Here is a 16,971-nt window from a genome sequence, read left to right as displayed (position 1 = left end):
CGGTATCAGACCGCCCTCATCAGCAGGGTCGCGGCGACCAGGAGTGCCGCGCCGCCGAACATCGAGACCGCGTAACTGCGGGCGAAGCCGTTCTGCACGCGCCGCAGCCGGCCGGAGAGTCCGCCGACGGCGGCCGCCGTGCCATTGACGACGCCGTCGACCAGGGTGTGGTCGAGGTACACCAGGGAGCGCGTGAGGTGCTCGCCGCCGCGGACCAGGACGACGTGGTTGAAGTCGTCCTGGAGCAGGTCGCGCCGGGCAGCCCGGGTGAGCAGGGACCCGCGCGGGGGCACGACCGGGACGGGTCGGCGGCCGTACTGCAGCCAGGCGAGGGCGACACCGACGACCAGCACCGCCATGGTGGCCAGGGTGACCGTGAGCGCGCTGACCGGCGGATGGCCCTCGGTGTGCCCGGTGACCGGCTCCAGCCAGTTCAGGAAGAGGTCGTCGAAGCTGAACAGTCCGCCCGCGAAGACCGACCCGAAGGCGAGCACGATCATCGGGATCGTCATGACCTTGGGCGACTCGTGCGGGTGCGGCTCCGCGTGTTCGCCGCGCTCCTCGGCCGCCGGCTCCGCGCTGGGCTCGGCCGGGGAGGGAGTGGGCTGGTTGCGCCAGCGCTCTTCGCCGAAGAACGTCATCAGCATCACGCGCGTCATGTAGAACGCGGTGATGGCCGCGCCGAGCAGGGCCGCGCCGCCGAGGATCCAGCCCTCGGTGCCGCCCTTGGCGAAGGCCGCCTCGATGATCTTGTCCTTGGAGAAGAAGCCGGACAGGCCCGGGAAGCCGATGATCGCGAGGTAACCGAGGCCGAAGGTGATGAACGTGATCGGCATGTACTTCCTGAGGCCGCCGTACTTCCTCATGTCGACCTCGTCGTTCATGCCGTGCATGACCGAACCGGCGCCGAGGAACAGCCCGGCCTTGAAGAAGCCGTGCGTCACCAGGTGCATGATCGCGAAGACGTAGCCGATCGGGCCGAGGCCCGCGGCGAGGATCATGTAGCCGATCTGCGACATGGTCGAGCCGGCCAGCGCCTTCTTGATGTCGTCCTTCGCGCAACCGACGATCGCACCGAACAGGAGCGTGACGGCACCGACGACGGTGACGACCAGCTGCGCGTCCGGCGCGGCGTTGAAGATCGCGGCGGAGCGGACGATCAGGTAGACGCCCGCGGTCACCATGGTCGCGGCGTGGATGAGGGCCGAGACCGGGGTCGGGCCCTCCATCGCGTCCCCGAGCCAGGACTGCAGCGGCACCTGGGCGGACTTGCCGCAGGCGGCGAGCAGGAGCATCAGGCCGATGGCGGTGAGCGTGCCCTGGCCGGCGTCCCGCGCGTGACTGAAGACCGGCCCGAAGGCGAAGGTCCCGAACGTCGCGAACATGATCATGATCGCGATCGACAGGCCCATGTCGCCGACGCGGTTGACCAGGAAGGCCTTCTTCGCCGCCGTGGCCGCGCTGGGCTTGTGCTGCCAGAAGCCGATCAGCAGGTACGAGGCGAGGCCCACGCCCTCCCAGCCGACGTACAGCAGCAGGTAGTTGTCCGCGAGGACGAGCAGCAGCATCGCCGCGAGGAACAGGTTCAGATAGCCGAAGAAACGGCGCCGGCGCTCGTCCTGCTCCATGTACCCGACCGAGTACAGGTGGATCAGCGAGCCGACACCGGTGATCAGCAGGACGAACGTCATCGACAGCTGGTCCAGGCGGAGCGTGACGTCCGCCTGGAAGCCGGCGACCGGGATCCAGCTGAACAGGTGGTCGATCAGCGTGCGGTGCTCGGGCGACCGGCCCAGCAGATCGGCGAAGAGGACCACGCCGATCACGAAGGACGTGGTCGACAGCAGCGTGCCGATCCAGTGGCCGACGGCGTCCAGGCGCCGGCCACCGACCAGCAGGACGGCCGCTCCGAGCAGGGGCGCCGCGATCAGCAGCGCAATCAGGTTCTCCACGATTCAGCGACCCCTCACAGCTTCATCAGGCTGGCGTCGTCGACCGAGGCCGAGTGGCGGGTACGGAACAGCGACACGATGATCGCGAGCCCGACCACGACCTCCGCGGCGGCGACGACCATCGTGAAGAACGCGATGATCTGGCCGTCGAGGTTGCCGTGCATCCGGGAGAAGGTGACGAACGCGAGGTTGCAGGCGTTGAGCATGAGCTCGATGCACATGAACACGACGATCGCGTTGCGCCTGATCAGCACGCCGGTGGCGCCGATCGTGAACAACAGGGCGGCCAGATAGAGGTAGTTGACCGGGTTCATTTCGACGCCTCCTCGCTGCGCTTGAAGTTCGCCGGCTCGATCGCCGTACGCTCCAGGCGCTCCTCCGCGCGCTGCTCCAGGGCCCGCAGATCGTTCAGCGCCTCCGCCGAGACGTCCCGGATCTGGCCGCGTTCGCGCAGCGTCTTGTTGACCGAGAGCTCGGAGGGGCTGCCGTCGGGCAGCAGGCCCGCGACGTCCACGGCGTTGTGCCGGGCGTAGACACCGGGGGCGGGCAGCGGCGGTACGTGCTTGCCCTCGCGCACGCGCTGCTCGGCCATCTCGCGCTGGGTCCGGGCACGCTCGGTGCGCTCGCGGTGGGTGAGCACCATCGCGCCGACGGCGGCCGTGATGAGCAGGGCGCCGGTGATCTCGAAGGCGAAGACGTACTTGGTGAAGATGAGGGCCGCGAGGCCCTCCACGTTGCCGTTGGCGTTCGCCTGGCCGGTGCCGTCGAAGTCCTTCAGCGAGGCGTTCGCGATGCCCGCGAAGAGCAGGACACCGAAGCCGACGCCGCAGACAAGGGCCAGCCAGCGCTGCCCCTTGATGGTCTCCTTCAGCGAGTCCGCGGCCGTGACGCCGACGAGCATCACCACGAACAGGAACAGCATCATGATCGCGCCGGTGTAGACGACGATCTGCACGATGCCCAGGAAGTAGGCGCCGTTGGCGAGGTAGAACACCGCCAGGACGATCATGGTCCCGGCGAGGCAGAGGGCACTGTGCACGGCCTTCCGCATGAGGACCGCGCCCAGGGCGCCGAGCACGGCGACCGTGCCGAGAACCCAGAACTGCAAGGCCTCACCGGTGGAGGTGGAGTAGGCGGCGAGCTGCGCGCTCATGCGTCCACCTCCTCTCCGGCGGACTTCTCACCCTTGGAGACGGCGACTTGGGGCTCGGTGCCGGGAGCGGCCTCCGTCACCAGTCCGCGGTAGTAGTCCTGCTCGTCCATCCCCGGGTAGATCGCGTGCGGAGTGTCGACCATGCCGTCCTCGAGGCCGGCGAGCAGCTGCTCCTTGGTGTAGATGAGGTTGGCGCGGCTGGAGTCGGCCAGCTCGAACTCGTTGGTCATCGTGAGCGCGCGCGTGGGGCACGCCTCGATACACAGACCGCACAGGATGCAGCGGGCGTAGTTGATCTGGTAGACGCGGCCGTACCGCTCGCCCGGCGAGTAGCGCTCCTCGTCGGTGTTGTCGGCGCCCTCGACGTAGATGGCGTCGGCCGGGCAGGCCCAGGCGCACAGCTCGCAGCCGACGCACTTCTCCAGGCCGTCCGGATGACGGTTGAGCTGGTGCCGTCCGTGGAACCGCGGAGCCGTGGTCTTCTTCTGTTCCGGGTACTGCTCGGTCAGCCGCTTCTTGAACATGGCCTTGAAGGTCACGCCGAAGCCGGCCGCGGGATTCAGGAAACCGGGGTCGGTCTCCTTGGGCTCCTCAGCCATCGGACGCCTCCTTTCCATCCGAAGATCCGTCAGAAGATCCGTCACCGACAGTGTCCACCCCGCCACTGACAATCAGCTCCCGCTCCTGGCGCGAGCGACGCCTCGGCACCGGCGGCAACTCCTGTCCGGGCAGCGGCGGTACGGGGAATCCGCCCGCCATCGGGTCGAATCCGGCCGCCTGGGCGGCGGGCGCCTGCGCCGTCTTCGCCTTCTCGCGGAACATGTCGGCGACGAAGGACAACAGCAGCAGGGCCAGGACACCGCCGCCGACGTAGAGGGCGATGTCGGCGAAGTCGTAGTGCTCGTTGCGCAGGGTCCGCACGGTCGCGACGAGCATCAGCCAGACCACGGAGACCGGGATGAGGACCTTCCAGCCGAGCTTCATCAGCTGGTCGTAACGCACCCGCGGAAGTGAGGCGCGCAGCCACATGAAGAAGAACAGCAGCAGCTGGACCTTGACGACGAACCAGAGCATCGGCCACCAGCCGTGGTTCGCGCCCTCCCAGAAGGTGCTGATCGGCCAGGGGGCCCGCCAGCCGCCGAGGAACAGCGTGGTCGACACGGCCGAGACCGTCACCATGTTCACGTACTCGGCGAGCATGAACAGCGCGAACTTGATCGACGAGTACTCGGTGTTGAAGCCGCCGACCAGGTCGCCCTCGGACTCCGGCATGTCGAACGGCGCGCGGTTGGTCTCGCCGACCATGGTGACGATGTAGAGGATGAACGACACCGGCAGCAGCAGGATGTACCAGCGGTCCTGCTGCTGTTCCACGATCGTCGACGTCGACATCGACCCCGAGTAGAGGAACACCGAGGCGAACGCGGCGCCCATGGCGATCTCGTACGAGATCATCTGCGCGCAGGAGCGCAGGCCGCCGAGGAGCGGGTAGGTGGAGCCGGAGCTCCAGCCCGCGAGGACGATGCCGTAGATGCCGACCGAGGCGACCGCGAGGATGTAGAGCATCGCGATCGGCAGGTCGGTCAGCTGCATCGTGGTGCGCTGGCCGAAGATCGAGATCTCGTTGTCGGCGGGTCCGAAGGGAATCACCGCGATCGCCATGAAGGCCGGGATGGCCGCGACGATCGGCGCGAGGATGTACACCACCTTGTCCGCGCGCTTGACGACGACGTCCTCCTTGAGCATGAGCTTCACGCCGTCGGCGAGCGACTGGAGCAGACCCCAGGGGCCGTGCCGGTTGGGACCGATGCGCAGCTGCATCCAGGCGAGGACCTTGCGCTCCCACACGATGGAGAACAGCACGGTCACCATCAGGAAGGCGAAGCAGAACACCGCCTTGACGACGATCAGCCACCAGGGGTCGCGACCGAACATCGAGAGGTCTTCAGCGGCGAGGTACGGACTCATGCCTCCACCTCCTTGGGGGCCGCACCGGCGAGCGGCGCCGGGCCGATACGGACGAGGGAGCCGGGGAGCGCCCCGGTGTCGGAGGCCACGCCCCCGCCGGCGGAGTTCAGCGGGAGCCAGACCACCCGGTCGGGCATCTCCGTGACCTGGAGCGGGAGTTCGACCGTCCCGTGCGAGCCGGTCACGGCCAGCAGGTCGCCGTCCTTGACGCCCGCCTCGGCGGCCGTCGCGGCCGACACGCGCGCGTGGGCGGCGTGCCGGGTGCCGGCGAGCGCCTCGTCGCCGTCCTGGAGCAGGCCCTGGTCGAGCAGCAGCCGGTGCCCGGAGAGCACGGCCTCCCCCGCGGCCGGACGCGGCAGCGCGCTTCCGGTCTCCAGCGGGGCCGAGGCCCACGGTCCGTCCCAGGCACCGAGCCGGTCGAGCTCCGCGCGCGTGGTGCGCAGATCCGGCAGACCCAGGTGGACGTCCATGGCGTCGGCCAGCATCTGCAGCACGCGCGCGTCGCTCGCGAGACGACGGGTCATCTGGTCGGGCTTGAGCGCGGCCTCGAAGAAGCGGACCCGGCCTTCCCAGTTGAGGAAGGTGCCGGCCTTCTCGGCGACCGCGGCGACCGGCAGGACTACGTCGGCGAGCTCGGTGACCTCGCTGGGCCGCAGCTCCAGCGACACCACGAAGCCGGCCTCGCCGAGCGCCTGTCGCGCGCGGGCCGGGTCGGGCAGGTCGGCGACCTCCACGCCCGCGACCAGCAGCGCCTGGAGCTCGCCGCGCGCGGCGGCCTCGACGATCTCGCCGGTGTCCCGACCGTAGCGCGAGGGGATCTCGGCCAGGCCCCAGACCGCGGCGACCTCCTCACGCGCGCGCGGGTCGGTGGCCGGGCGCCCGCCCGGCAGCAGCGACGGCAGCGCGCCCGCCTCGATCGCACCGCGCTCGCCGGCCCGGCGCGGGATCCACGCCAGCTGGGCGCCGGTCGCGGAGGCGGCCCGCACGGCGGCGGTGAGACCGCCGGCGACCGTGGCGAGCCGTTCACCGACCACGATGACGGCGCCCTCGCCGCGCAGCGCCTCGGCGGCCCGCGCCCCGTCCTCCTCCAGGCCGACGCCGCTCGCGAGCGCGTCGAGCCATTCGGTCTCGGTGCCGGGAGCGGCCGGCAGCAGCGTGCCGCCGGTCTTCTCCAGACCGCGGGTGGCGTACGTGGCCACCGAGAACACCTTCTGCTTGTGCGCCCGCCAGGCCTTGCGCAGCCGCAGGAAGACGCCGGGCGCCTCCTCCTCCGACTCGAAGCCGACGAGCAGGACGGCGGGCGCCTTCTCCAGAGCCGTGTACGTGACGCCCGTACCGTCGATGTCCCGTCCGCGGCCGGCCACGCGGGCCGCGAGGAAGTCGGTCTCCTCGCCGCTGTGCACGCGGGCGCGGAAGTCGATGTCGTTGGTGTCGAGGGCCACGCGCGCGAACTTGCTGTAGGCGTAGGCGTCCTCGACGGTCAGCCGGCCGCCGGTGAGGACACCGGTCCTGCCGCGCGAGGCCAGCAGCCCCTGGGCGGCGATCTGCAGCGCCTCCGGCCAGGACGCCGGTTCGAGGTCACCCTCGGCGTTGCGCACGAGCGGCGTCTGGAGCCGATCCCTCAACTGCGCGTACCGGAACGCGAAGCGTCCCTTGTCGCAGATCCACTCCTCGTTGACCTCGGGGTCGTTCTCGGCGAGCCGCCGCATGACCTTGCCGCGCCGGTGGTCGGTGCGGGTGGCGCAGCCGCCGGAGCAGTGCTCGCACACCGACGGCGAGGAGACCAGGTCGAAGGGGCGCGAGCGGAAGCGGTACGCCGCCGACGTGAGCGCGCCGACCGGGCAGATCTGGATGGTGTTCCCGGAGAAGTACGACTCGAAGGGGTCGCCCTCACCGGTGCCGACCTGCTGCAGCGCGCCCCGCTCCAGCAGCTCGATCATCGGGTCGCCCGCGATCTGGTTGGAGAACCGGGTGCAGCGGGCGCACAGCACACAGCGCTCACGGTCGAGCAGCACCTGCGTGGAGATCGCGACGGGCTTCTCGAACGTCCGCTTCTTCCCCTCGAAGCGCGACTCGGCGTTGCCGTGCGACATGGCCTGGTTCTGCAGCGGGCACTCGCCGCCCTTGTCGCAGACCGGGCAGTCCAGCGGGTGGTTGATGAGCAGCAGCTCCATCACACCCTTCTGGGCCTTCTCGGCGACGGGTGAGGTGAGCTGGGTCTTCACGACCATGCCGTCGGTGCATGTGATCGTGCAGGACGCCATCGGCTTGCGCTGGCCCTCGACCTCGACGATGCACTGACGGCAGGCGCCGGCCGGGGCGAGGAGCGGGTGGTCGCAGAAGCGCGGGATCTCGATGCCGAGCTGTTCGGCGGCCCGGATGACCAGCGTGCCCTTGGGCACGCTGAGCTCCACGCCGTCGATCGTCAGCGTGACGAGGTCCTCCGGCGGGACCGCCGCCGCTCCCCCTCCGGAGGGAGCGCTCGTGGTCACGGTCATGCGTTCACCTCCGGGCGGTCCGCCCAGGCCGTCGACTTTGCCGGGTCGAAGGGGCAGCCCCGGCCCGTGATGTGCTGCTCGTACTCCTCGCGGAAGTACTTGAGCGAGGAGAAGATCGGCGAGGCGGCGCCGTCGCCGAGGGCGCAGAACGACTTGCCGTTGATGTTGTCGGCGATGTCGTTCAGCTTGTCGAGATCGGACATGACGCCCTTGCCGGCCTCGATGTCACGCAGCAACTGCACGAGCCAGTACGTGCCTTCGCGGCAGGGCGTGCACTTGCCGCAGGACTCGTGGGCGTAGAACTCGGTCCAGCGGGTGACCGCGCGGACCACGCAGGTCGTCTCGTCGAAGCACTGGAGCGCCTTGGTGCCGAGCATGGAACCGGCGGCGCCCACTCCCTCGTAGTCGAGGGGGACGTCGAGGTGCTCGTCGGTGAACATCGGCGTGGAGGAGCCGCCCGGCGTCCAGAACTTGAGGCGGTGGCCGCGGCGCATCCCGCCGCTCATGTCGAGGAGCTGGCGCAGGGTGATGCCGAGCGGTGCCTCGTACTGGCCGGGGCTCGCGACGTGGCCGCTGAGCGAGTAGAGCGTGAAGCCGGGGGACTTCTCGCTGCCCATCGACCTGAACCATTCCTTGCCGTTGTTCAGGATGGCGGGAACTGACGCGATCGATTCGACGTTATTCACCACAGTCGGACAGGCGTAGAGGCCTTCCACCGCAGGGAAAGGGGGACGGAGCCGCGGTTGACCACGGCGGCCCTCGAGCGAGTCGAGCAGCGCGGTCTCCTCACCGCAGATGTACGCGCCCGCACCCGCGTGCACGGTGATGTCGAGGTCGAGTCCGCTGCCCAGGATGTTCTCGCCCAGGAAGCCCGCCTCGTAGGCCTCGCGCACGGCCTCGTGCAACCGCCGCAATACGGGGACTACTTCACCACGCAGATAGATGAAGGCATGAGACGACCTGATGGCATAACACGCAATCACCATGCCCTCGATGAGGCTATGCGGGTTCGCGAAGAGGAGCGGGATGTCCTTACAGGTCCCGGGCTCCGACTCGTCGGCGTTGACAACTAGATAGTGCGGCTTTCCGTCGCCCTGGGGAATGAACTGCCACTTCATTCCCGTCGGGAACCCGGCGCCGCCGCGCCCGCGCAGACCGGAGTCCTTCACGTACGCGATCAGGTCGTCCGGCGACATGGCGAGCGCCTTGCGGAGCCCCTCGTACCCCTCGTGCCTGCGGTACACGTCCAGCGTCCAGGACCTGTCCTCGTCCCAGAAGGCGGACAGCACCGGTGCGAGCAGCTTCTCGGGACTGGGGTCCTTGATCTCGGGTGCCACCGTCATCACTCCCCCTCCTCTGCGGTAGGCCCGGCCGGGTGCGCGGGGTCCGAGGCCGAGGTGTCGAGCGGCGCGTCGTGCGAGCTGAGGTGCTCGGCCGGGGACGGCTCGTGCACCGTGTCCTGCGGTTCGTCGTGGGGTCCGCCGTCCCGCGGATGCACCACGCGCGCGGCCTCTCCCCTGGCCAGCCGGAGTCCCACCAGCGAGGCGGGTCCCGCGCTGCCGCCCTCCTCGACGGCGCCCGGCCGCTCGTCGGGGAAGCCGGCGAGGATCCGGGCGGTCTCCTTGAAGGTGCACAGGCGCGCCCCGCGCGTGGGCTCGACGGGCCGCCCCGCGCGGAGGTCGTCGACGAGGCGGGTGGCGCTGGCCGGGGTCTGGTTGTCGAAGAACTCCCAGTTGACCATCACGACCGGCGCGTAGTCGCAGGCCGCGTTGCACTCGATGTGCTCCAGGGTGACCTTGCCGTCGTCGGTGGTCTCGCCGTTGCCGACGCCGAGGTGCTCCTGGAGGGACTCGAAGATCGCGTCGCCGCCCATGACCGCGCACAGCGTGTTGGTGCAGACGCCCACCTGGTAGTCACCACTCGGCTTGCGCCGGTACATGGTGTAGAAGGTGGCGACCGCGGTGACCTCGGCCGTGGTCAGCTCCAGCACGTCCGCGCAGAACCGCATCCCGGTGCGCGTGACGTAGCCCTCCTCCGACTGCACGAGATGCAGCAACGGCAGGAGCGCGGAACGGGAGTCGGGGTAGCGCGCGATGATCTCGCGGGCCTCCGTCTCCAGCCGGGCCCGGACGTCGTCCGGATACGCGGGGGCGGGCAGTTCGGGCATGCCCAGGCTGACGCCCCGCTCCGAAGAACTGGTGGTCACCGGTCGACGCCTCCCATCACGGGGTCGATGGACGCGACGGCGACGATGACGTCGGCGACCTGGCCGCCCTCGCACATCGCCGCCATGGCCTGCAGGTTGGTGAAGGACGGGTCGCGGAAGTGGACCCGGTAGGGGCGGGTGCCGCCGTCGGAGACCGCGTGCACCCCGAGCTCGCCCTTGGGCGACTCGACCGCCGCGTATGTCTGTCCCGGCGGGACGCGGAAGCCCTCGGTGACCAGCTTGAAGTGGTGGATCAGAGCCTCCATGGAGGTGCCCATGATCTTCTTGATGTGGTCGAGGGAGTTGCCCAGTCCGTCCGGTCCCAGGGCGAGTTGGGCGGGCCAGGCGATCTTCTTGTCGGCGACCATGACCGGGCCGGGCTGGAGCCTGTCCAGGCACTGCTCGATGATCCCGAGCGACTGGCGCATCTCCTCCAGGCGGATCAGGAAGCGGCCGTAGGCGTCGCAGGTGTCGGCGGTCGGGACGTCGAAGTCGTACGTCTCGTAGCCGCAGTACGGCTGCGTCTTGCGCAGGTCGTGCGGCAGGCCGGTGGAGCGCAGGATCGGGCCGGTGACGCCGAGGGCCATGCAGCCGGCCAGGTCGAGGTAGCCGACGTCCTGCATACGGGCCTTGAAGATGGGGTTCCCGGTGGCGAGCTTGTCGTACTCCGGGAGGTTCTTCTTCATCTTCTTGATGAACTCGCGGATCTGGTCCACCGCGCCGGGCGGCAGGTCCTGGGCGAGTCCGCCGGGGCGGATGTACGCGTGGTTCATCCGAAGGCCCGTGATGAGCTCGTAGATGTCGAGGATCATCTCGCGGTCACGGAATCCGTAGATCATGATCGTGGTCGCGCCGAGCTCCATGCCGCCGGTGGCGATGCACACCAGGTGGGAGGAGAGCCGGTTCAGCTCCATCAGGAGCACCCGGATGATGTTCGTGCGCTCGGTGATCTCGTCCTCGATGCCGAGGAGCTTCTCCACGGCGAGGCAGTAGGCGGCCTCGTTGAAGAAGGACGTCAGGTAGTCCATGCGCGTCACGAACGTGGTGCCCTGCGTCCACGTCCGGTACTCGAGGTTCTTCTCGATGCCGGTGTGGAGGTAGCCGATGCCGCAGCGGGCCTCGGTGACCGTCTCGCCCTCGATCTCCAGGATCAGGCGGAGCACCCCGTGGGTGGACGGGTGCTGCGGACCCATGTTGACGACGATGCGCTCGTCGTCGGCGCGGGCCGCGGACTCGACGACCTCGTCCCAGTCGCCACCGGTGACCGTGTAGACGGCGCCCTCGGTGGTGTCACGGGCGGATGCTGACTGCGTGCTGCTCACGAGTACGACCTCCGCTGGTCCGGAGCCGGGATCTGGGCGCCCTTGTACTCGACGGGGATGCCGCCGAGGGGGTAGTCCTTGCGCTGCGGATGGCCCTGCCAGTCGTCCGGCATCATGATCCGCGTCAGGGCCGGGTGACCGTCGAAGACGATCCCGAAGAAGTCGTAGGTCTCCCGCTCGTGCCAGTCGTTGGTCGGATAGACCGGGACCAGGGACGGCAGGTGCGGGTCGCTGTCGGGAGCACTGGACTCCAGGCGGATCAGCCGGTTGTGGGTGATCGAGCGCAGGTGGTAGACGGCGTGCAGCTCGCGGCCCTTGTCGCTCAGGTAGTGGACGCCGCTGACGCCGGTGCACAGCTCGAAGCGCAGCGCCGGGTCGTCTCGCAGGGTGCGGGCGACGCGGACCAGGTGCTCGCGCTCGATGTGGAAGGTGAGTTCGCCGCGGTCGATGACCGTCTTCTCGATGGCGTTGCCGGGCACGAGGCCCTGCTCCTCCAGCGCGCCCTCCAGCTCGTCGGCGACCTCGTCGAACCAGCCGCCGTAGGGGCGGGCCGCCGGTCCCGGGAGTCGGACCGAGCGGACCAGGCCGCCGTAACCGGAGGTGTCGCCGCCGTTGTTGGCGCCGAACATGCCGCGCTGGACGCGGATCTCCTCGCCCCCCTGGCCGCGCTGGCCGGGGAGGTTGGAGGCGGAGAGGTCCTTCTCGGGGTTGACCCCGTTCGAGCCGTTCACGCCGTTCGCACCGCTGGTGCCGTGTGCGTCGCTCACCGCAGCAGCCCCTTCATCTCGATCGTGGGCAGTGCCTTGAGCGCCGCCTCCTCCGCCTCGCGGGCGGCCTCCTCGGCGTTGACGCCGAGCTTGGAGGACTGGATCTTCTGGTGGAGCTTGAGGATCGCGTCGATCAGCATCTCGGGGCGGGGCGGGCAGCCGGGGAGATAGATGTCGACCGGGACGACGTGGTCGACGCCCTGGACGATCGCGTAGTTGTTGAACATGCCGCCCGAGGAGGCGCAGACGCCCATGGAGATGACCCACTTGGGGTTCGGCATCTGGTCATAGACCTGCCGCAGCACCGGCGCCATCTTCTGGCTGACCCGGCCCGCGACGATCATGAGGTCCGCCTGGCGCGGTGAGCCGCGGAACACCTCCATGCCGAAGCGCGCGAGGTCGTAGCGGCCGGCGCCGGTGGTCATCATCTCGATGGCGCAGCAGGCGAGGCCGAACGTGGCGGGGAAGACGGACGCCTTGCGCACCCAGCCCGCGGCCTGCTCGACGGTCGTCAGCAGGAAGCCGCTCGGCAGCTTTTCTTCGAGTCCCATGTCCTAAGGCCCCTCAGTCCCATTCCAGGCCGCCGCGCCGCCACACGTACGCGTACGCGACGAAGACGGTGAGCACGAAGAGCAGCATCTCCACGAGCCCGAAAACACCCAGGGCGTCGAAGGTGACGGCCCAGGGGTAGAGGAAGACGATCTCGATGTCGAAGACGATGAAGAGCATCGCCGTCAGGTAGTACTTGATGGGGAAGCGCCCGCCGCCGACCGGCGTGGGGGTCGGCTCGATACCGCATTCATAGGCCTCGAGCCTGGCGCGGTTGTACCGCTTCGGCCCGATCAGCGCGGCCATGATCACGGAGAAGATCGCAAAGCCTGCCCCGAGGGCTCCCAGTACGAGGATGGGCGCATACGCGTTCACCGCTCCTCGCTCCTCTCAGTCGGCACTGACTGCTGGCGGATTGGCATCGGACCCAAACCCGCCCCATCCGTCTCAGGAGCCCCACTCGTCACGCTCGTCACGGGCGAAGATCGAGAACATGTGAAGCAGGTCACAAGCCCAACTGCCTCGCATCCTATGCCCGCCGGTCTGTGATCTGCGACACGGGGTATTACACAAGCTTTGTGATCTCCACCACCTGACGAAGGATCATGAAGTCGGATGAGCGGTGATCTTCGCACGCGAAGCGTTCGAGCGATCACCAGAGGTGACATTTTCGCTCGCCGTCGCAGGTCAGAGGGGTCGTCTCAATATCAAGATGCTTCTCTTGCATGCAAATTGGTGCTGGATCGGGCGGACTGATAGAGACCCGCGTTCACACGTCGGAGGGAGGGGCGGAGCGCGATGTGGACGCGTGCGCACATTCACGAACTTCCGCACCCCGTTCGGCACGCGGTGCGCACACGCGGGACGCGACCCCCACGGTGACCGTTCCGTGACCTCCGTCACATGCGGACGAGGTGTCACGAAACCGAGCTTGGCCACAGACCGCAACCAGTGGTAGACGGCGGGCAATTCGGGCGTAATGACGAAACACCGTGATCACGGGTACGATCAACCCCGCCCGCAATGTCCGTTCCGGCGTCAATAAAGAGCGACACGCCCGGGATTCACGGGACCTATTGAGCAACTGTGGCGCAGCCCACGTTTCTTGAAGATATGAAGGAGTCCCTGATACCGGTTGTTCCCATGTCCCACACCGCTCACATACGCAGCCACCGGAAGCCCCGCCGCAGCACGTCGAAAATCGCGATGCGGGCCGGAGTTGCCGGTGGCGTTCTCAGCACCCTGGCAGTTGCCGGGGCGTCCGGCTCGGCCAGCGCCGCCGAGCCGGTGACGCAGACCCTTGAACTGCCCACCCTGACGGCCGACATGGCCGTCCAGGTCGCTCAGTCCGCCGACGCCACGCAGATGGCCGCCGCCGACTACGAGTTGCAGGCCGAGCGCGACGCGGCCGCCGCAAAGGCCGCGAAGCAGGCCAAGGCGGACCTCGCCGACGCCAAGAAGCAGGCGGAGGCCCGCAAGAAGGCCGCCGAGGAGGCCCGTCAGGCCGCCGCCGAGCGCGCCTCGCGCACCGCGGAGCGTGCCAAGCTCTCCGCCTCGGCCTCCGTCTCCACGTCGGACTCGGGCGCGAGCGTGAGCGCGTCCGTCGGCACCGGTTCGGCCGCCTCGGTCATCTCGTTCGTGAAGGCGCAGATCGGTGACGCGTACGTCTCCGGTGGCACGGGCCCCAACTCGTGGGACTGCTCGGGCCTCGTCCAGGCCGCCTTCAAGCAGGTCGGCGTCAGCCTGCCGCGCGTCTCGCAGGACCAGTCGACCGCCGGCACCCAGGTCTCGCTGGACAGCCTTCAGCCGGGCGACATCCTCTACTGGGGCAGCGCGGGCAGCGCGTACCACGTGGGCGTGTACGTCGGCGACGGCATGTTCGTCGGCGCGCAGAACCCCTCCACGGGCGTCGTGGAGAAGCCGCTCTCGTACGACCCGCCGACCGGCGCCGTGCGCGTGCTCTGAGCCCCGCTCGGGCGCACTGACGCAGACGAAGGGGACCGCGGCCGTACGACGGCGGCGGTCCCTTCGGCGTGCCCCTCGTCCCAACGGGCTACCCCACGGGCAGAGAACACCGGCGGCCCGGCAGGACGGCGTACGTCCCGCCGGGCCGCCCGGTCGGTGTCTCAGCGCGGGGTCATGCCTTCGGCGCCACCTTCGTCAGGGCGTTGATGACGCGGTCCATCGCGTCGCCGCCCGTCGGGTCGGTGAGGTTGGCCAGGAGCTTGAGGACGAACTTCATCATGACCGGGTGGGTCAGACCGCGCTGCGTGCCGATCTGCATGACCTTCGGGTTGCCGATGAGCTTCACGAAGGCGCGGCCCAGCGTGTAGTAGCCGCCGTAGGTGTCCTTGAGGATGCGCGGGTAGCGCTGCAGGGCCAGTTCGCGCTGGCCGGGGGTGGCCCGCGCCTGGGCCTGGACGATGACGTCGGCGGCGATCTGGCCGGATTCCATGGCGTAGGCGATGCCCTCGCCGTTGAAGGGGTTCACCAGGCCGCCGGCGTCGCCGACGAGCAGCAGGCCCTTGGTGTAGTGGGGCTGGCGGTTGAACGCCATGGGCAGCGCGGCGCCACGGATCGGGCCGGTCATGTTCTCCGGCGTGTAGCCCCACTCCTCGGGCATCGAGGCGCACCAGGCCTTCAGCACCTCGCGCCAGTCCAGCTCCTTGAAGGAGTCGGAGGTGTTGAGCACGCCGAGGCCGACGTTGGACGTGCCGTCGCCCATGCCGAAGATCCAGCCGTAGCCGGGCAGCAGGCGCTTCTCGGGGCCGCGCCGGTCCCACAGTTCCAGCCAGGACTCCAGGTAGTCGTCGTCGTGGCGCGGGGACTCGAAGTACGTCCGCACGGCCACGCCCATCGGCCGGTCCTCGCGGCGGTGCAGGCCCATCGCCAGGGACAGCCGCGTGGAGTTGCCGTCGGCGGCGACCACGAGCGGGGCGTGGAAGGCGACTTCGCGCTTCTCCTCGCCCAGCTTGGCGGTCACGCCGGTGATCCGGCCGGTGCGGTTGTCGACGATCGGGCCGGAGACGTTGCAGCGCTCGTACAGCCGCGCGCCCGCCTTCTGGGCCTGGCGGGCCAGCTGCTCGTCGAAGTCGTCGCGCTTGCGCACGAGTCCGTAGTTCGGGAAGGAGGCGAGGTCGGGCCAGTCCAGCTGGAGCCGGCTGCCGCCGCCGATGATGCGCAGACCCTTGTTGCGCAGCCAGCCGGCCTCCTCGGAGATGTCGATGCCCATCGCCACGAGCTGCTTGACGGCGCGCGGGGTGAGGCCGTCGCCGCAGACCTTCTCGCGCGGGAACTCGGTCTTCTCCAGCAGGAGGACGTCGAGTCCGGACCGGGCGAGGTGGTACGCGGTCGTGGAGCCGGCTGGCCCCGCGCCCACGACGATCACATCGGCGGTGTTCTCGGAGAGGGGCTCGGTCACGGCAGGGTCTCCCAGGTTCGAATTCTGCGTGCCGGCAGGCACCGGACATGGGCAGTCTATTCAGCAGAATTCATCAACCGGCTGAAGGGCTGCTCCCGTGAACCGAGCTCTCCCCGAAATGCGGCTGCGTGTTCCCACCCACGAGGACGCGTTCGCCTGGCACCGGATCTTCGCCGATCCCGACGTCATGGAGTTCCAGGGAGGAAAGGCGGCGGAGCTGTCGGTGTACGAGGAGCTCACCGCCCGCCAGCGCCGCCACGACGCGGAGTACGGCTTCTGTCTGTGGTCCGTGCTCGGCCCCTCGGGCGAGGTCGTCGGCTTCACGGGGGCCCAGCCGTGGGAGCGGCCGTGGGGCCCGGCCGGCGAGATCGAGATCGGCTGGCGGCTCGGCCGGGCGCACTGGGGCCACGGGTACGTCACCGCGGCCGCGCACCAGACCCTGGAGCGGCTGCGCGCGCTGGGCGTGCCGAGCGTGGTGGCGATGATCGACGCCCGCAACGCGCGCTCGATCGCGGTCACCCGGCGCCTGGGCATGAGCCTGGCCGAGGTCTTCACGACCCCGCAGTCGCAGCGGCAGGGGCACTGCTACCGCCTCGACCTGTGACCGACCACCGGACCGACGAACCGACTACTCAAAGTAGTCGAACGTCACAGAAAGGCACCCGCCCCTTCCAGGCTCCGTACGCCCGGAGTTACCCTGCCTTCACCACTGGGGGGTGACATCTGTGCGCATAACACGCAAGACACCCGAAGTGCGCGTACCGCGCCTGGTCGGCCTGATGGCCGTGGACGCGCGCGAGACGGCCCGGGTGAACGGCCTGCTCCTCGCCGCCCCCGACCGGCCGGAGTTCCACCTCGCCGTCGTCGACTACGTCGTACGCCAGTACCCGCGGCCCGGCGTCGAGGTGCCGCGGGAGTCGCCGGTGTACGTGTGGTTCGACTTCGGCGAGGGGGACGGCGGCGGAGGAGTGCGCGAGCCGCGCGTCCCGAAGCCGCCCCAGGGCGGTCTCCAGCGCGAACTGGACCGGCCCGGGGACGCGTTCGAGGCGCTGGGCCGGTGAAGCCGGCGAGCGCCTCGTGAACGGGTCGGCGAGCGCCCCGTGAACGGACGGGCGAGCGCCCGCCGAGCCAGGGG

General features: G+C 69.3%; 16 protein-coding genes. 3 read left to right on the top strand and 13 right to left on the bottom strand.

The genetic code is table 11. The annotated features are described in order from the left end of the window. Positions 1-5: 5 nt before the first annotated feature. The 12 genes from nuoL to QFZ74_RS18185 are packed head-to-tail and all read right to left on the bottom strand — an operon-like array spanning position 6 to position 12,790. The gene (gene nuoL, locus QFZ74_RS18240; RefSeq protein WP_307621884.1) at positions 6-1,952 is read right to left on the bottom strand and encodes an NADH-quinone oxidoreductase subunit L; all 1,947 of its coding nucleotides are present in this window, start codon (positions 1,950-1,952) and stop codon (positions 6-8) included. A 14-nt stretch (positions 1,953-1,966) separates the two neighbouring features. Continuing rightward, the gene (gene nuoK / locus QFZ74_RS18235; protein ID WP_023547474.1) at positions 1,967-2,266 is read right to left on the bottom strand and encodes an NADH-quinone oxidoreductase subunit NuoK; all 300 of its coding nucleotides are present in this window, start codon (positions 2,264-2,266) and stop codon (positions 1,967-1,969) included. Next, positions 2,263-3,105 carry an NADH-quinone oxidoreductase subunit J gene (locus QFZ74_RS18230; RefSeq protein WP_307621883.1) on the bottom strand — a complete coding sequence of 281 codons (843 nt, stop codon included), beginning with the start codon at positions 3,103-3,105 and terminating at the stop codon, positions 2,263-2,265. Before QFZ74_RS18230 ends, nuoK begins: the two co-directional genes overlap by 4 nt. After that, entirely contained in the window at positions 3,102-3,704 is a 603-nt protein-coding gene (nuoI, locus tag QFZ74_RS18225) for an NADH-quinone oxidoreductase subunit NuoI (protein ID WP_307621882.1), read from the bottom strand. The genes QFZ74_RS18230 and nuoI overlap by 4 nt, the downstream gene beginning before the upstream one ends. Further along, positions 3,697-5,073 (bottom strand): NADH-quinone oxidoreductase subunit NuoH, encoded by a 1,377-nt coding sequence (nuoH, locus tag QFZ74_RS18220; protein WP_307621881.1) that lies wholly within the window; start codon positions 5,071-5,073, stop codon positions 3,697-3,699. The genes nuoI and nuoH overlap by 8 nt, the downstream gene beginning before the upstream one ends. Beyond that, positions 5,070-7,571, bottom strand: a complete 2,502-nt coding sequence (locus QFZ74_RS18215) for an NADH-quinone oxidoreductase subunit G (RefSeq protein ID WP_307621880.1) — start codon at positions 7,569-7,571, stop codon at positions 5,070-5,072. The genes nuoH and QFZ74_RS18215 overlap by 4 nt, the downstream gene beginning before the upstream one ends. Continuing rightward, positions 7,568-8,917 (bottom strand): NADH-quinone oxidoreductase subunit NuoF, encoded by a 1,350-nt coding sequence (gene nuoF, locus QFZ74_RS18210; protein WP_307621879.1) that lies wholly within the window; start codon positions 8,915-8,917, stop codon positions 7,568-7,570. The genes QFZ74_RS18215 and nuoF overlap by 4 nt, the downstream gene beginning before the upstream one ends. Continuing rightward, entirely contained in the window at positions 8,914-9,777 is an 864-nt protein-coding gene (nuoE, locus tag QFZ74_RS18205; protein ID WP_307621878.1) for an NADH-quinone oxidoreductase subunit NuoE, read from the bottom strand. Before nuoE ends, nuoF begins: the two co-directional genes overlap by 4 nt. Beyond that, positions 9,774-11,099 carry an NADH-quinone oxidoreductase subunit D gene (locus QFZ74_RS18200; RefSeq protein WP_307621877.1) on the bottom strand — a complete coding sequence of 442 codons (1,326 nt, stop codon included), beginning with the start codon at positions 11,097-11,099 and terminating at the stop codon, positions 9,774-9,776. The genes nuoE and QFZ74_RS18200 overlap by 4 nt, the downstream gene beginning before the upstream one ends. Continuing rightward, positions 11,096-11,866 carry an NADH-quinone oxidoreductase subunit C gene (locus tag QFZ74_RS18195; protein WP_307621876.1) on the bottom strand — a complete coding sequence of 257 codons (771 nt, stop codon included), beginning with the start codon at positions 11,864-11,866 and terminating at the stop codon, positions 11,096-11,098. The genes QFZ74_RS18200 and QFZ74_RS18195 overlap by 4 nt, the downstream gene beginning before the upstream one ends. Beyond that, positions 11,863-12,417 (bottom strand): NADH-quinone oxidoreductase subunit B family protein, encoded by a 555-nt coding sequence (locus QFZ74_RS18190; protein WP_307621875.1) that lies wholly within the window; start codon positions 12,415-12,417, stop codon positions 11,863-11,865. The genes QFZ74_RS18195 and QFZ74_RS18190 overlap by 4 nt, the downstream gene beginning before the upstream one ends. A gap of 13 nt (positions 12,418-12,430) precedes the next feature. After that, complete coding sequence (locus tag QFZ74_RS18185) at positions 12,431-12,790, bottom strand: NADH-quinone oxidoreductase subunit A (protein WP_307621874.1); 360 nt, start codon at positions 12,788-12,790, stop codon at positions 12,431-12,433. Positions 12,791-13,558: 768 nt separating this feature from the next. Here QFZ74_RS18185 and QFZ74_RS18180 point away from each other — a divergent pair. Further along, positions 13,559-14,380, top strand: coding sequence for a C40 family peptidase (locus tag QFZ74_RS18180; protein ID WP_307621873.1), 822 nt, complete (start codon positions 13,559-13,561; stop codon positions 14,378-14,380). A gap of 172 nt (positions 14,381-14,552) precedes the next feature. Here QFZ74_RS18180 and QFZ74_RS18175 read toward each other — a convergent pair whose 3' ends face one another. Beyond that, positions 14,553-15,836: a geranylgeranyl reductase family protein gene (locus QFZ74_RS18175; RefSeq protein ID WP_307621872.1), complete on the bottom strand. Its 1,284-nt coding sequence runs from the start codon at positions 15,834-15,836 to the stop codon at positions 14,553-14,555. 97 nt (positions 15,837-15,933) lie between these two features. Between QFZ74_RS18175 and QFZ74_RS18170 the strand changes: the two genes are divergently transcribed. Together QFZ74_RS18170 and QFZ74_RS18165 are read left to right on the top strand one after the other, a co-directional pair. Next, entirely contained in the window at positions 15,934-16,440 is a 507-nt protein-coding gene (locus tag QFZ74_RS18170) for a GNAT family N-acetyltransferase (RefSeq protein ID WP_307621871.1), read from the top strand. Between the two features lie 148 nt (positions 16,441-16,588). Beyond that, positions 16,589-16,897 (top strand): PASTA domain-containing protein, encoded by a 309-nt coding sequence (locus QFZ74_RS18165; RefSeq protein WP_307621870.1) that lies wholly within the window; start codon positions 16,589-16,591, stop codon positions 16,895-16,897. Positions 16,898-16,971 lie beyond the last annotated feature (74 nt).

The organism is Streptomyces sp. V3I7, from assembly GCF_030817495.1.
GTDB lineage: Bacteria > Actinomycetota > Actinomycetes > Streptomycetales > Streptomycetaceae > Streptomyces.
This window is presented reverse-complemented; position numbering and strand designations above follow the sequence as displayed.